11 protein-coding genes and 1 pseudogene are annotated in these 15,093 nt (G+C 49.6%); 9 read left to right on the plus strand and 3 right to left on the minus strand.

What is annotated here, in order from left to right; all coding sequences use genetic code 11:
* Nucleotides 1-953: 953 nt before the first annotated feature.
* From PsWM33_RS26530 to PsWM33_RS26545, 4 genes are all read left to right on the plus strand, one after another.
* Complete coding sequence (locus tag PsWM33_RS26530; RefSeq protein ID WP_063302262.1) at nt 954-1,913, plus strand: TAXI family TRAP transporter solute-binding subunit; 960 nt, start codon at nt 954-956, stop codon at nt 1,911-1,913.
* A 128-nt stretch (nt 1,914-2,041) separates the two neighbouring features.
* On the plus strand, nt 2,042-4,657 hold the full coding sequence (locus PsWM33_RS26535) for a TRAP transporter permease (protein WP_063302263.1): 2,616 nt from the start codon (nt 2,042-2,044) through the stop codon (nt 4,655-4,657).
* 42 nt (nt 4,658-4,699) lie between these two features.
* Nucleotides 4,700-5,134 (plus strand): universal stress protein, encoded by a 435-nt coding sequence (locus tag PsWM33_RS26540; protein WP_057462369.1) that lies wholly within the window; start codon nt 4,700-4,702, stop codon nt 5,132-5,134.
* 227 nt (nt 5,135-5,361) lie between these two features.
* On the plus strand, nt 5,362-6,099 hold the full coding sequence (locus tag PsWM33_RS26545; protein ID WP_057462368.1) for a cytochrome c biogenesis CcdA family protein: 738 nt from the start codon (nt 5,362-5,364) through the stop codon (nt 6,097-6,099).
* Nucleotides 6,100-6,176: 77 nt separating this feature from the next.
* Here the strand turns inward: PsWM33_RS26545 and PsWM33_RS26550 are convergent, their stop codons facing one another.
* Together PsWM33_RS26550 and PsWM33_RS26555 are read right to left on the minus strand one after the other, a co-directional pair.
* The gene (locus PsWM33_RS26550) at nt 6,177-7,109 is read right to left on the minus strand and encodes a DMT family transporter (RefSeq protein WP_275078586.1); all 933 of its coding nucleotides are present in this window, start codon (nt 7,107-7,109) and stop codon (nt 6,177-6,179) included.
* Nucleotides 7,110-7,204: 95 nt separating this feature from the next.
* On the minus strand, nt 7,205-8,191 hold the full coding sequence (locus PsWM33_RS26555) for a hypothetical protein (RefSeq protein WP_208994773.1): 987 nt from the start codon (nt 8,189-8,191) through the stop codon (nt 7,205-7,207).
* A gap of 221 nt (nt 8,192-8,412) precedes the next feature.
* On the opposite strand from PsWM33_RS26555, the gene glmU reads away from it, so the two are divergent.
* The 5 genes from glmU (at nt 8,413) to PsWM33_RS26580 (ending at nt 14,383) form a co-directional block, all read left to right on the plus strand.
* A complete protein-coding gene (gene glmU, locus PsWM33_RS26560) occupies nt 8,413-9,771 on the plus strand; it encodes a bifunctional UDP-N-acetylglucosamine diphosphorylase/glucosamine-1-phosphate N-acetyltransferase GlmU (RefSeq protein ID WP_063297335.1) in 1,359 nt (452 codons plus the stop codon).
* Nucleotides 9,772-9,942: 171 nt separating this feature from the next.
* Entirely contained in the window at nt 9,943-11,769 is a 1,827-nt protein-coding gene (gene glmS / locus PsWM33_RS26565; protein WP_063302265.1) for a glutamine--fructose-6-phosphate transaminase (isomerizing), read from the plus strand.
* A gap of 103 nt (nt 11,770-11,872) precedes the next feature.
* Nucleotides 11,873-12,118, plus strand: a complete 246-nt coding sequence (locus tag PsWM33_RS27795; protein ID WP_063302266.1) for a hypothetical protein — start codon at nt 11,873-11,875, stop codon at nt 12,116-12,118.
* Between the two features lie 83 nt (nt 12,119-12,201).
* Entirely contained in the window at nt 12,202-12,558 is a 357-nt protein-coding gene (locus PsWM33_RS27800; protein WP_063297227.1) for a TnsA endonuclease N-terminal domain-containing protein, read from the plus strand.
* Nucleotides 12,559-13,036: 478 nt separating this feature from the next.
* Nucleotides 13,037-14,383 (plus strand): tyrosine-type recombinase/integrase, encoded by a 1,347-nt coding sequence (locus PsWM33_RS26580; protein ID WP_208994774.1) that lies wholly within the window; start codon nt 13,037-13,039, stop codon nt 14,381-14,383.
* A gap of 267 nt (nt 14,384-14,650) precedes the next feature.
* Here the strand turns inward: PsWM33_RS26580 and PsWM33_RS26585 are convergent.
* Nucleotides 14,651-15,093 (minus strand): annotated as a pseudogene (locus PsWM33_RS26585) (hypothetical protein); the annotation flags it as partial.

Below are 15,093 nucleotides of genomic sequence, written 5' to 3' on the forward strand. Positions count from 1 at the left end.
CTTCAAAGGGGGAGGCTCACTATTACTGTGAATGGAAACGAGACCGTTAGGACGGAAAAAGGTTACACCGCAAATGCTAAGCTTTTGATTTTCTTGGATATGGAAAATCAGGGTGTTTACACTTAAGGCATTGATTCTTAATAATAAGGGAAGAATTAAAAGTCAGTTGCTCTACCAGCTGAGCTACAGGCTCTCGGTGTGACCGTTAGGTCGCTGCCTGTGAGGGGTCTTCTAAGGATTGCAGGGGCTTAGCGCAAGCGGTTTTTTCGATTTTCCACACAGTGCGTTTTTTATGCTTATTTACCGTTCTTATGTTGTCCAAGTGATGAGATTGCTGAAATCAGCTCAATGTAAAAGTGAGTAGTGAAATGACGTTGGATTTCGCTTTCTTGTTTAACAAGGGGCTCGTTCCTCATCGGCAGAGTGTAGGGTGCGGTGCACAAAATGCGCTTGGGGCTATGATCTGCTCTAAGATGGGAGACCGCTGCAATCATTTCATTCATCCCTTGGTTTTTGGGGTATTATTAGTTCTCTAGGTGAAATAACGTAGAGGTGTTGCTCAAAATGTGGCGTGATACTTCACAAAATCTGTAATACCTTAGTATACTATTTTGTGGAAGCAATCGGCATTTTGCTGGTGTGTCACCTGATTTTTGGCAGTTTTTCGTGAAATATCTGTGGGGCTTTCGCGTGTGCGAAATGCTCATATATCTAAAAATATATATTTGAATCAGTTTGTTAGGTGAATAGATATGCAGCTTGGTTGTTACCAGCAGCCTTGAGAGTTTACTGGTAATCCAAGCAATAGATGTGTACGTATTTCACCGCTTTTGGCATCTTTCATTCTGTGCCAGTGGGAAATAGGCGTGTCTGATGGTTAAAATGCCAAGATTTCCTATTCGCGATACCGTGAGTAACGGGATCGCGCAATTACAACTTAAGTGGAGGTTCGTATGAAACTTAGCAATGTTGCAGTTGGAGCTGCGCTGATTGCGGTTAGCGTTGCAACTGGAGCTTCGGCAGAAAATCGTTTTGTATCCATCGGCACCGGCGGTGTTACCGGTGTTTACTACCCAACCGGTGGTGCGATCTGTCGTCTTGTAAACAAGACCCGTAAAGAGCACGGCATCCGTTGTTCTGTAGAATCTACTGGTGGCTCTGTTTACAACATCAACACCATCCAGAATGGTGAGTTGGAGTTCGGTGTTGCTCAGTCTGACGTTCAGGCGAATGCATACGAAGGTCGCTCCCAGTGGGAAGGCAAGCCTTTCGGTGAGTTGCGCTCCGTATTCTCCGTGCATCCTGAGCCAGTGACAATGCTTGCTTCTAAAGGTTCCGGCGTAAACAACTACACCGACCTTAAGGGTAAGAAAGTCAACATCGGCAACGCAGGTTCCGGTCAGTATGCAACATGGCAGCTTCTTGAAAAAGAAGGTATCGTGAACAAGGCTGATCTCGCTCTGGCAACTGAGCTGAAATCTGCGGAAGCTGGTTCTGCGCTTTGTGACGGCAAAATCGATGCTTACTACTGGCTGGTTGGTCACCCATCTGCATCTACTCAGGAAACTGTAAGCACCTGTGATGCGCAGCTTGTAAACGTTGAAGGTAAAGCGATCGACGATCTGGTCGACAAATACTCCTTCTACCGTAAAGCAACTATCCCAGCAGGCATGTACAACAACGCAGAAGACATCAACACCTTTGGTGTTGGCGCAACCTTCGTTTCTTCCGCTGCTGTGCCTAATGATGTTGTTTACGTCATTGTTAAATCTGTCTTCGAAAACTTCGACGACTTCAAAAAACTGCACCCTGCATTCAAAAACCTGAAAGAAGAAGAGATGATCAAGGCTTCCTTGACAGCTCCTCTGCATGACGGTGCAGTGAAGTACTACAAAGAACGTGGCTGGATGTAATCTACCCAAGTTTTCTACGATGCGGGGCTGTTCTGGCCCCGCATTTTTTGGCTTTCTATGAGATTTAGTAGGTTTCTTGCTCTGCCTTTACAGCTAAGGCAAAGGGGGAACTGTATTTGGGGGTGCAAATGAGTCCAGAACGACACAAAGCGCAAGTTGATGCGCAAGAATTGGTCGCTCAGGCAGATACCGGCGCACGAAGCCTGGCCGGTGGGCTAGGCGTGATGATTGCTGCCATTGCCTTTATCTGGTCCGTCTTTCAGCTTTATGTGGCCTCGAACGTTCCATTTTGGTTGAATGATACCTTTGGCATCAATCTCATTTTCAACAATTCTGCAGTTAGAAACATTCACTTGGCATTTGGCCTGGTGCTTGCTGCTTTTGCATACCCTCTGTTTTCCCGCAGCCCCCGACATACCATACCGTGGTATGATTGGGTGCTCGCATTTTTAGGCGCTGCGGCTTGTCTCTACCTTGTGATTATGCGCTCTGAGATCGCTAATCGCGCCGGTCTTCCAACTCAGATGGATCTGATTGTGGCCACCACTGGCCTGACTGTGCTTGCGATTGCGGTTTACCGGAGCCTTGGTCTGCCTCTCGTTATTGTTGCTGCGGTTTTTGTTGGCTACGCAATGTTTGGCAACTCTCCTTGGCTGCCAGACGTCATTCAATGGCGTGGTGCCTCCTATGGTAAAGCCATGTGGCATTACTGGATTCAGGAGGAGGGCGTCTTTGGCGTTGCTGTTGGCGTTTCGGCGTCCATGATCTTCCTGTTTGTGCTGTTTGGTTCGCTGCTGGAGAAAGCTGGCGCGGGTAACTACTTTATCAAGGCCGCGTTTGCGCTTCTTGGGCATTTGCGTGGTGGTCCTGCAAAAGCGGCGGTTCTTGCCTCTGCGATGAGTGGTCTTTACTCTGGTTCTTCCATTGCGAATGTTGTGACCACTGGTACGTTCACCATTCCTTTGATGAAGCGGACCGGCTTTCCTGCTGAAAAGGCGGGTGCTGTTGAGGTGGCTTCCTCTGTGAATGGTCAGCTGATGCCGCCTGTGATGGGGGCTGCAGCCTTCCTGATCGCTGAATTCACTGGCACCAGTTATCATCAGGTTGTCATTCACGCCTTCATTCCAGCTGTGATTTCTTACATCGCACTGGTGTACATCGTGCACCTTGAAGCGTTGAAGATGAACCTGAAAGGTCTGCCTAAGCCTCCGGTTCATGTAACCATTTTGCAGCGCTTGATTGGTGTTCTGACAGGCTTTATCGGTATCACACTTGTGGGTGCTGCCGTGTATTACGGTCTGGGCTGGACGAAGACTGCATTCCCGGCGCTCACGTTCCCTGTTGTGCTTGCGTTGTTTGCTGCTGGCTATTTGTGGTTGGTGTACATCGCCGCGCAGGTTCCAGACCTTGAAGTGGATGATCCAAATGCGCCGGTGAGTGAGTTGCCTGCTGCTGGTGATGTTGGCCGTACCGGCTATTACTTCATCCTGCCGATTGTTGTTCTGATCTGGTGTATTCTCGTTGAGCGGTTCTCACCGTCCCTGTCTGCGTTCTACGCGACAATGGCGATGACCTTTATCGTTGTGACCCAGCATCAGTTGAAAGCTTTCTTCCGCAAAGAATCTCAGGCCGGCCGTACATGGCAGGGCATTGTGGACTTCGTTGAAGGCATGATCGGCGGCGCGCGCAACATGATCGGCATTGCAGTTGCGACAGCTGCTGCGGGTATCATCGTGGGTACTGTGTCCCTGACCGGTATGCACCAGATGATTGCTGCATTGGTTGAGTTCCTGTCTGGCGGTAACCTGTTGCTGATGCTGGTGCTGGTTGCGGTGATGAGTTTGATCCTGGGTATGGGCCTGCCAACGACCGCGAACTACCTTGTTGTGTCCTCTCTGATGGCACTGGTTGTTGTGGACCTTGGTGAGCAGACCGGATTTATCGTTCCGTTGATCGCAGTTCACTTCTTTGTCTTCTATTTCGGCATTATGGCGGATGTGACGCCTCCGGTGGGGCTCGCCGCCTTTGCAGCAGCTGCGATCAGTCGTGGTGACCCGATCAAGACCGGTGTTCAAGGCTTTATCTATTCTCTGCGTACTGCCGCTTTGCCGTTCCTGTTCATCTTCAACACTGATCTTCTTCTGATTGATGTTGAGCCACTTCAGGCTGTCTTTGTCTTTATCGTCTCGGTTGTGGCGATGATGTTGTTTGCTGCGGCAACGCAAGGGTACTTCTTTGCGCGCTCCCGTCTGTGGGAATCCGTAACGCTGCTTCTCATTGCGTTTACACTGTTCCGCCCGGGCTTCTGGCTCGACCAGGTGCAGGATCCGTACGTAACTGCCACAGGCCCGCAGATCATGGAGATGGTTGGTGATGCGCAGCCGGGTGATATGGTGCGTCTTAACCTCGCAGGTCCGGATTTTGATGACATGGATAAAATCCTGACACTGACATTGCCTCTATCTATTGGTGAGGAGCAGGGGGCTGACGCACGACTTGACGCATCTGGTCTGGTTACCATGCAGGATGATGGAGCTGTGGTGCTTGATGAGCCATTCCCAGGCACGACATTTGCTGAGAAACTGCAGGGCTTTGACTTTTACGGAGATGTTCCGGTTGTGATCGTAAGCTCTCAGGTGGATGCAGAACGACTGCCAAAACAGCTGTTCTACATTCCGGCTTTGCTTCTGCTTTTGCTGGTTGTTGCACTTCAACGTCGACGCCAAACACAGCCCGCTTTTTAAGCGGGCTGTGCCATAAAACTATAATTTTTGAGGAGTTGGGAAATGTACTCCAATATCTTGCTGCCTTTGGATTTGAACGAAGAAAGCAGCTGGAAAACTGCGCTTCCCGTGGCTGTTGATCTGGCTCGTCATTACAAAGCTCAGCTTCATGTGGTGACGGTTCTGCCGGACTTTGGCAAATCTATCGTTGGTGGTTATTTCGCTCGCGAGTTTGAAACTGAGGCCTTGGAGCGTACGCGTGAGGCTCTTGAAGAGTTTCTTGATACGCAGCTTCCTGATGAGGAGCTGGATGTGAAAGGGCATATTGCTCACGGAACGATCTATGAAGAGATCACAAGCGCAGCGGATAAGCTGGGCACTGATCTGATTGTTTTGTCTTCGCATCGTCCAGAGTTGAAAGACTTCCTGCTTGGACCGAATGCGGCGCGTGTTGTGCGCCATGCCAACCAGTCTGTACTGGTTGTTCGTGACAACTAAAGGTCACAGTTGATATTTACGGTGAACGGTAGGTAGTGCTTCCTACCTACCGTTCACCAAAATGTGTCGCAGATTTTCTTGCCTGTTTGACGAAACACATCCAACTTTCAGCAAAATTGTATATATAAGCCTTGGTGATCTATTGATAGACTATGATGATGTCACGCTCCCACGCGTGCAAGCGTCAGGTCCTATAGATGCATTCCAAGTGGAATTAGGATAGCTATATGTTGCAAGACATCACCCTTTGGGGCGCTTTTTTCGCAGGCATTTTGTCTTTTGTTTCTCCCTGCGTTTTGCCGCTGGTGCCGCCATATCTTGGGTATATTGCTGGTTTGTCCATCGAAGAGGTGACGAGCGAAGATAAGAGCGCTGCACAAAGCAATCGGGTTATGGTTGCCGCAATGTGTTTCGTTGCCGGTTTCTCAACCGTGTTTGTGTTGCTTGGTGCAAGTGCTTCATTCCTTGGTCAGTTTGTTCTGCAGTATTCGCAGTATCTTGCCTATCTTGCTGGCGGTATGATCATTATTATGGGCCTGCATTTTCTTGGCGCCTTTAAAATTGGGTTCCTTTACCGCGAAGCGCGTGTGCAGATTGACCGTCAGCCGGGGGGGTTTGGCGGCGCTTATCTGATGGGGCTTGCTTTTGGTTTTGGCTGGACACCGTGCATCGGCCCAGTTCTGGCAAGTATTCTCTTGATTGCCGGTACGCAGGCCTCGGTTAATCAGGGTGTTATTCTGCTTGCTGCCTATGCACTGGGTATTGGGGTGCCGTTCATGATTGCTGCGATGTTCGCAGGGCCGTTTATGGGCTTCATGGCACGCTTCCGTAAGCACATGGGAATGGTTGAAAAGGTGATGGGTGCGTTTCTCGTGCTCACCGGTGTTGGTTTCCTGACCGGTTACATTCAGGCGTTTTCCTTCTGGTTGCTCGAAACATTCCCGGTCTTTTCGCAGATCGGCTAATGGACGCTCCAGATTTTGAGATGAAAAAAGCAGGCTCTAAGGCCTGCTTTTTTGTGCTTGGTGTATTGCTTTAGTTTCTAAGCGCTGGCTTTTCGCCTGAATAAGCTTGCTGGCAAGGTTGCCAGCAAAAGCCCTGCCATGATTGGGATGAAGCCCAGATAATGGAACACTTGGAGTTGCTCTCCCAAAAACAGGACTGCCATGCCGACACCATATGGTGTCATCAGGTACATGAACATGCCAGCGATCGATGGTCCAACCAGTCGGATGCTGAACTGGTAAGTCAGGAAAGAGGCCACTGAAGCGATTAGTGCGACGCCTGCGATAGACATCCAGACTTCACCTGTATCGGGTATAGAGGCTGTGATAGCCATTTCAGCGACGGCAAATGGCGCTAGGATGATGGTTCCAAGAATGGCGAGGATTGCAAACAAAGGAGCTGTAGAGATTGCTTGTAACTGGCTTTTCTTGATGAGTACGGAGTAAATTGCCCAACTCAGTGTGCATAAGGCAAACAACAAGTCGCCGCTGTTTAGTTGCAAGTTGAGCAGGTTGCCGAGCGAGCCTTTGGTTACAATCACAAAGACACCGATGATGGCGAGTGAGATCCCGGCAAACTCCCTTATGGCTACTGCTCGCCCTCTGAAGAGCCATTCAAGTGCCAGGATAAGGGCAGGAGCAGCTGAATAAATCAATGTTCCGTTGGTCGCCGATGTTTCTTTTAGTGCCAGATAGACAATAGCTCCGCAGATCCACATTGCGAGGAATGCCATGAAGCTGAGGAGCTTCAGGTTTTTGCGGATCAGCGGCATGCTGGCTTTCAGCTCACGGTATGTGAACGGCAAAAGAATAAGTGAGGCAAGGCCCCATCTAAAAAAAGCAAGGGTCCATGGCTCTGTATGGGCAATGGCTGGTTTGGCAATTATTATGTTGGAGCTCATGAAAATGGGCATGAGAAACAACAGGGCGTATGTTGAGGCCCAATTTGAGCTCGAAGATGAATGAGACACGCGTGGTATTCCGAAAAGACCTGCAAGGCATGGAGATACGCTCACGTCATTGCTGACAGCGCCTCAATGCTTAGGTGCTAAAAGATGAGAGCAACTTATTGGAAAATGGTTGGCAAGCAATTGACTTTTTCTCGCGCCAGTCTTGCGCACACAACAGCGGTGTCTGCAGCGTTGTAAAACGGGCCAGCTGTCAGCGTGTATTTTGTAGAGTCGTCTACTTTTGCAGCGGAAACGCGTTTCTTCAGTTTTCCGAGCAGGAGAGGATTGTCTTCCCTCAGACTTTGCCACTTACTTTCCAGTGAGTTTGCATCTTCGAAATTGCCCAGTTCAATGGCAAAGAACGTGCGCAGAATTCTTCGAGTACCCGACTGGCGAAGTTTACCTGCTGCCGGTGTTTTTTGAAACTCAGGCAGATCGAGAGCCGATGCTTTCTCAGGAATGGAGGCGACTGTCTCTGGATTAGAAGCTTTTGGTAAAGCGATGGCGGCACGTGTACCAACTTCGGAAAGCTTGAGCTCTGGCAGAGGACTTGCTGTGGTGATTGGCGCTGAAGCTTGCAAGAGTTCAGGTGCTGGCAGGGTTTCTATTGGTGTCGCCGGTTTCTGCTTCGGCTCTACCGGGGTTTTGGCTGATGCCGAGGGCATTTCAGCCTCTGACGTTTTGTGCATCACAGCTTCATCAAGCGCTTTAACATGACTTGATAGTCTGCGGTTTTGCTCTGTGAGACGCAGCACAGAACGACGTAAAGATATGATTTCTTCCCTTACAGCATGCAACTCTTTTGAGTTTTGCAGGTTCTGTTGTGATTCGTTTCCGCGGGCGTTTCCATACACTTGGAACGCGTTTTGCGCTGTTTGACTGCCAATAGAGGCGGTTGTCGTAACCGGGCCGGGTGCAGGGAGAGGGAGCGTGATTTGCGAATAAAGTGCCTGTTGGGAGGCTAATTTGCCAGGCATCTGCACTGCGGATGCGGCGAGGGCGACAAACGAGAGCGCAGCAATACCCCATGCAAGAACGGTAATGCGTTTTCGCAGTACTTTCGGTTCCTGTCGTAACTCGTTGATTTTATGAGGAAGTCTCAAAGCTTCCAGTCGTCTCGTACACGAATCTAATCCTAACTACATATATTTTTATGGTTAACAAAATGTAAGCGTAATCTGAGGGATGTGCATTAAACAATATCAGCTACTTCTAATGAGTGTGTTGATTTTCCTGGTGAAAGCTCTGGGATGTTCTTTGAAATGCCAAAGCACTCGTGCAATTTGCCTGTCAGTTTGTAATTCTAGGTTCCCAAGGGGTTTGCATGTCCAATAGTTCTTGTTTGGCAATTGTTCTGGCTGCTGGATTAGGAACGCGTATGCGTTCGGCCTTGCCAAAGGTGATGCACGAAATTGGCGGATTGCCACTTGTCGGACATGTCCTGAATTCTGTTATGCATGCTGGTGCTGATAAAGTCGCTGTTGTGGTTGGCCCAGAGATGGCGAAGCTGGAAGAGCATGTCGCCCTGCGCGCTCCACACGCGACCTGTCATGTTCAGGTTGACCGACTGGGCACTGCGCATGCTGTGAAAGCTGCCAAGGAGGCTTATAACGACGCCTCTGATCATGTTCTTGTTCTTTTTGGAGATACTCCGCTTGTGAAGGCTGACACGCTGCACCGTTTGCGCGAGCGCCTATCTGGCGGGGCGGATGTTGTTGTGCTCGGCTTTGAAGCTGAGAACCCATTCGGTTATGGTCGCTTGCTTGAAAGTGATGGTGAGCTTGTTGCGATCCGTGAGGAAAAAGAAGCAACAGATGAGGAACGTAGAGTCACTCTTTGTAATGCGGGTATCATGGCGTTCAAGGGCAAGGCTCTGCCTGATTTGATTGCTGAAATCAAAAACGACAATGCTAAGGGTGAGTACTATCTGACGGATGCTGTCGAGGTTGCGCGCAACAAAGGGATGAAGGTTGTTTCTGAACTTGCTGACGAGAAGGAAGTTCAGGGTATCAATAACCGGGCCCAACTTGCATCCTGTGAAGCTGTGTTCCAGCAGGTCCAACGCGAGACTTTCATGGAAAACGGTGTGACATTGCGCGCGCCAGAGACAGTTTATTTCTCATTTGATACCGAGATTGAGCCGGATGTTATTGTGGAGCCGAATGTGGTGTTTGGCCCGGGTGTACATGTTGATGGTGGAGCTCGTATCCGTGCGTTTTCTCATCTAGAGAATGCGCATGTGAGTGCTGATGCGACTGTTGGTCCTTATGCCCGGCTGCGTCCTGGTGCTGAGATTGGCGAGGGGGCTCATATTGGCAACTTTGTCGAGATCAAGAACGCAAAGGTTGAGGCTGGTGCAAAGGTCAATCATCTTTCCTACATTGGTGATGCGCGCATCGGTGCAAAATCTAATATTGGAGCGGGTACAATCACCTGTAATTATGATGGTTATCTGAAACATCACACAGATATCGGTGCAGGCAGTTTTGTTGGCTCAGACAGCGTGCTTGTTGCCCCGGTTAAGCTGGGTGATGGCGCCTTTGTTGCTGCCGGATCTGTGGTGACCTCTGATGTGCCAGCGGACGCATTGGCGATTGGTCGAGGCCAGCAGGTCAACAAAGAAGGCCGTGCTGCTGTAATGCGTGAAAAGCTTGCCGCGGCTAAAGCTTCAAGAAAGTGCTGAGTAATATTGATGCACATTGCTGAGGTTGGCGGTGTGCATATTTAATTATCCTCAGGCTGTAACGAAACGAAACACGGATTGATTTCCCTCGCATAGGAGCATCAGGCTAAAAGTTCGGCCGAATTGAGATGCTCGCATTGGTTGCGAGGTGGGGATTTAAGGAGAACGCATATGTGCGGTATTGTCGGAATTTTGGGGCAGACACCTGTTGCACCATTGCTGGTAGATGCGCTGAAACGGCTTGAGTATCGCGGATATGACTCTGCTGGTATTGCAACTGTCCAAAATGGTGAGTTGGTTCGCCGCCGTGCGAAAGGGAAACTGCGCAATCTGGAAGCTGTGCTGGAAGGCAACCCTCTTGGCGGCGTGAGTGGCATTGGCCACACCCGTTGGGCGACGCATGGTGCTCCAACTGTTGAGAATGCACATCCACACGCTTCTGACGGTGTGATGGTGGTTCACAACGGTATTATCGAGAACTTCCTCGAGTTGTGTGAAGAGGTGCGTAAGGCGGGAGTGAAGCTTTCCACTGAAACGGATTCTGAAGTTGTTGCGCATCTCATTTCACTGGAAGTGAAAAGCGGAAAGTCTCCACAGGATGCTGTTGCTGCCGTTCTTGGCCGCCTGAAAGGTGCCTTTTCGCTCGCAATTCTGTTCGCTGATCAGGATGATCTGATGATTGGTGCACGCCGCGGCTCGCCGCTTGCTGTTGGGTATGGTGAGGGCGAAATGTTCCTCGGCTCTGACGCAATTGCGCTGTCTCCTTTTACTGACCGCATCAGTTATCTTGAAGAGGGTGACTGGGTTGTTGTGACACGCGCTGGCGCACAGATCTTTGATGAAAACAATGTTGCTGCCGAGCGGGCTGTTCACACATCCAGTGTGAGTTCTACCATGATGGACAAGGGCAACTACCGTCACTTCATGGCAAAAGAAATTCATGAACAACCAGAAGTGTTAGGTCATGCAATTTCGCAGTACCTGAAGTTCAATGAGGGTAAAGTCACTCTGCCTGAGGGGAATGATTTTGATTTCTCCAAAATTAATCGGCTTGTGATTTCCGCATGCGGTACTGCATATTACGCGGGTCTGACTGCAAAGTATTGGTTTGAGAAGTATGCTCGCCTTCCGGTAGACATCGATATCGCTTCGGAGTTCCGTTATCGCGAAATGCCTCTGGGCGAAGGTGATCTGGCGCTGTTTATTTCTCAGTCCGGTGAAACGGCAGATACCCTTGCATCGCTGCGCTACTGTAAAGAGCAGGGCATGACCATCGGCGCTGTGGTGAACGTGCCAGAAAGCACGATTGCGCGTGAATCCGATCTGGTGTTTCCGATCTTTGCTGGGCCGGAAATTGGCGTTGCGTCTACGAAAGCCTTCACCTGTCAGCTGGCTGTTCTTGCCAGTCTTGCTGTTCTTGCTGGTCGTCAGCGTGGAAACTTGAGTGAAGATCAGGAAAAAGAGCTGGTTGGTGCACTTTCTGAGCTACCTGCACACGCGATGCAGGCGTTGAAACTGGAGCCTCAGATCGAAAAGCTGGCACCGTGGATGTCCAAGAAGCACCATGCGCTGTTCCTTGGCCGTGGCACGAGCTTCCCGTTGGCACTGGAAGGGGCTTTGAAGCTGAAAGAGCTTTCCTACATTCATGCCGAAGGCTATGCAGCAGGCGAGCTAAAGCACGGCCCGATTGCGCTGATTGATGAGAATATGCCGGTTTTGGTTGTCGCGCCATTCGATGGTGTTTACGAAAAGACTGTTTCCAACATGCAGGAAGTGGCAGCTCGTGGCGGCGAGATTGCACTGTTCACAGATGAAAAAGGCGCCGAGGCTGCAGGTGTTGCTGCTGACCAGATGATCATTCTGCCAGAACTTCCTGAAATCGTTGCACCACTCATCTACGCTCTGCCACTGCAAATGCTGTCCTACCACACCGCTGTCTTCATGGGCACAGACGTAGACCAGCCACGTAACCTGGCGAAATCCGTTACGGTTGAATAGTTGCTCAGAAAAACTTATGGTTTTTTTCAGTAAGTAATAAAGTTCCATACTGAAACCGCTGGTATTATGCTTGCTTTGCGAGCAGTGACCGGCGGTTTTTTTCATGGCAGGTAAGAGTAAAGCGTTTTCTGACGCCAAGTTTGCAAAGATGATCAAAGAAGGACGGGGCAGTGGCGAGTATTCTGAATACAAGCCCTGGCTGACCGTTCGTGATTTGCCATCTCTTGGAAGAGCTCAACGCGTCTTCGGTCATAAATCGAAGAGAACCCATCACCTGCTGTCTGATCTCGAACTTTCCGTGTTCCTGCTGTTTGAATGGCATAGTGAAGTTACGCAAATCCGCGAGTAGTTCCCCTTGAAAGAGATGACACGCGCAAGCTCGCGCTTGAAGCCGGAATTCAGCATCCGAATCTAGCTGGCGTTGACCAGTATATGTCCTCTGACTTCTTGGTGGACACGAGTGATGAGCAGACACCTGGATTTGCCTTGCAGGCGAAGTATAAAGACGCGCTGCTAGATGCTCGCACAGTTGAAAAGCTGGAGCTTAAGCGGCGATACTGGCAGGCAAAAGGCGTGCTTTGGTACCTTATTACCGAGCAAGAGGTGCCAGCTGTCGCTACCAAAAATATACAATGGCTCCCCCCGGCGATGCGGGAGGAGGAAGTTCGTGATGAACCATCTCTGGACCACTCAAATGGGACTGCTCATTACGGCCTGACGACTAAGGACAGCGTTAACAGCTTTTTCAGAGTTAATTTGAAAGGGTATTTGCAGGAGCTAAGAGGGTGAAATTGCGCTTTCAAACGCTCTCATTTGCTTACAAAATCCCAAAATGCAAAAAACTCCCGGAAGGGAGCTTTGCTAAACCTCTTTATATACCATGAGGTTAAATGGTGAGCCCGCACGGGTTCGAACCGTGGACCTACTGATTAAAAGGCGCTTCAGTATAGAACGCTCATTTACGATGAAGAGCGATTCATTACTATGAATCAAAGAGTTGTAGAAAATTATTTACGTTTGCCTACCTTGCTTTTCGCGCTCAATCTCATACATTTGCTGACATAGTGCTGACACAGAACGGTAAGCAGTTCGTTTTTGATCTATGACGGTTTGGATGCTGTTTTGCACAGGTCCTAAAAGAAAGCCCCAAAGGTCGTCAAAAGCTGTCATGCCGTCAGAAACAGCTGCAAACGGAGGCGTTTTTCAACTTCAAAATTCGTATGTGTGGTGGCTCCTGTCACGAGCCGTCAGCGGGAAAGGTATGTCTATGCCGAACATAACGAAGCGAACGGTGGACGCGGCAAGGCCAGCAAGCAAAAAGCAAATCTTCTGGGATAGCAAACTCAAAGGCTTTGGCCTTCAAGTGATGCCAAGCGGAGCAAAAACATTCGTTGTGCAATATCGCACGCATGAAGGCCGCTCTCGTCGTATGAGTCATGGCAGATATGGTGAGCTAACACCAGATCAAGCCAGAGACTTGGCGACCAACGTGCTAGCAACGGTCCGTAACGGTGATGATCCCTTGTTAAAGCGGGAAAACAAAAGATCTGCTCCCACGGTGAATGTTCTTCTTGATACTTACATGAGTAAACACGTACAGGTTCATAATAAGCCCAAGACAATGAAAGACATTGAACGTCTCCTAAAGCGGTGTGTTCGTTCACGACTGGGGCAAATGAAACTCAACTCTGTCAGGCGGCAGGATATTGCAAAGCTGTATCACTCGTTGAGAGCAACACCTCGTCAAGCCAATCAAGTTCTGGCGGTCTTATCTAAGGCGTTCAATCTCGCTGAAGTATGGGGCCTAAGGCCAGAGCACAGCAACCCGGTTCGCTTGGTCAAGCGTTACAAAGAAAACGAGCGTGATCGTTTCCTGTCAGAGGAAGAGCTGCAAAGACTGGGGCGTACCCTTGAGCTGGCAGACCAGGAAGGTCTTCCCTGGATCATAAAAGCCGGGAAGAGTACAGCCAAGCACTTGCCCCAGGATGTTGCAAAGCGGAAGACACCTGTCAATCCAAGAGCTCTTTATTGCTTACGTCTGCTCCTTTACACCGGTGCACGCTTGAGTGAGATCACAACCCTGAAATGGAAGCATATTGATTTTGAATTGGCCACGATTGCACTGCCTTCAAGAAAGGGGGATGAGCGTAAACCTCATCCGGTAAGTAGCAGTGCCATCGAAATACTCTCTGAGATCCCACGAGTGGATGGTTCACCTTATGTTTTACCCGGCTGTAAAGATCCGACACAACCTATTTCGATTGAGGTAATTGAGAATGCATGGCAGCGCATCCGCGTCCATGCCAACATTCCTGATGTACGTATTCACGATCTGCGCCACACGGTTGGCACCTTCGCAGCTCAAGCAGGCAGCAACGCCTTCCTCATCAGCCACCTTCTACACCACCGCAACGTGACCATCACCAATCGCTATGTGAACCATGATGCCCATCCAATCCGGGTACTGTCAGAGACGATTGGTGAACGGATTGAAGCAGGATTGCAAGGAGGGGACCCGATTTGCTCCCGAAAAGGCGGTCTGACAGCTCAAACACACAATCGAGACCCCAATCATTGTTGGTATTTGCAACCTACAAGCCGTCAGGGTATTTGATATGAAATGCAGGATAACATCTTTAAAAAGACGGTCATCCATCCATTCACAAGCTTTCGTATTTGCTGCTTGTCGCTATGTGATGCTAGCTGACAGCAGCCTTGAAGCTGAACGCCTCTAGTTAGAGCATCCGACTACTTTGATGGTCAGAAACTCCTTTGCCTTAGTTCTAGCCAAGGTTAGTTTCCTTGCGTGAATTTATTGGCCTCACCGAACAAAAACCCCAGCGAAACATATCGCTGGGGCTTCTCTTAAAATCACAATTACTTATCCTAGGAACGCGAAGTCATCCTGATGCAGATTGGATAGGGTGACGCCTTCGAGCGTAATAGAGGTATCGGCGTCGATCGTGATCACCGTATTCGCACCATCCTGTTCGGCTGCTGCAAGTATTGCTTCAAAATCAGCAAAGACAGATGTTGCAAACTCGACAATATCCGAGGTCCCTTCTCCACCAGCAAAGTCTTTGATAACATCGTGGCCTGCAGTATCCGCCATGAACACAAATGTATCATTGCCCTCACCACCAGTGAGTATATCGTCGCCGGACCCACCGGAGATCCTATCATTACCGCCATTGCCGGTGATTATATCAGCTCCATCACCACCTTTAAGGTTTTCAGGGGCATCACTACCAATCAACTTAACTGAGGCCATCTCGAAGGTTTCAATCACCGGTGTTCTGCTTGGTTCATAGACAGTCCCATCAG

Source organism: Pseudovibrio sp. WM33, from assembly GCF_001623165.1.
GTDB lineage: Bacteria > Pseudomonadota > Alphaproteobacteria > Rhizobiales > Stappiaceae > Pseudovibrio.

Coding starts and splice junctions, on each gene's coding strand:
- PsWM33_RS26530 (WP_063302262.1), top strand. CDS start 954: ATGAAACTTAGCAATGTTGCAGTTGGAGCTGCGCTGATTGCGGTTAGC.
- PsWM33_RS26535 (WP_063302263.1), top strand. CDS start 2,042: ATGAGTCCAGAACGACACAAAGCGCAAGTTGATGCGCAAGAATTGGTC.
- PsWM33_RS26540 (WP_057462369.1), top strand. CDS start 4,700: ATGTACTCCAATATCTTGCTGCCTTTGGATTTGAACGAAGAAAGCAGC.
- PsWM33_RS26545 (WP_057462368.1), top strand. CDS start 5,362: ATGTTGCAAGACATCACCCTTTGGGGCGCTTTTTTCGCAGGCATTTTG.
- glmU (WP_063297335.1), top strand. CDS start 8,413: ATGTCCAATAGTTCTTGTTTGGCAATTGTTCTGGCTGCTGGATTAGGA.
- glmS (WP_063302265.1), top strand. CDS start 9,943: ATGTGCGGTATTGTCGGAATTTTGGGGCAGACACCTGTTGCACCATTG.
- PsWM33_RS27795 (WP_063302266.1), top strand. CDS start 11,873: ATGGCAGGTAAGAGTAAAGCGTTTTCTGACGCCAAGTTTGCAAAGATG.
- PsWM33_RS27800 (WP_063297227.1), top strand. CDS start 12,202: ATGTCCTCTGACTTCTTGGTGGACACGAGTGATGAGCAGACACCTGGA.
- PsWM33_RS26580 (WP_208994774.1), top strand. CDS start 13,037: ATGCCGAACATAACGAAGCGAACGGTGGACGCGGCAAGGCCAGCAAGC.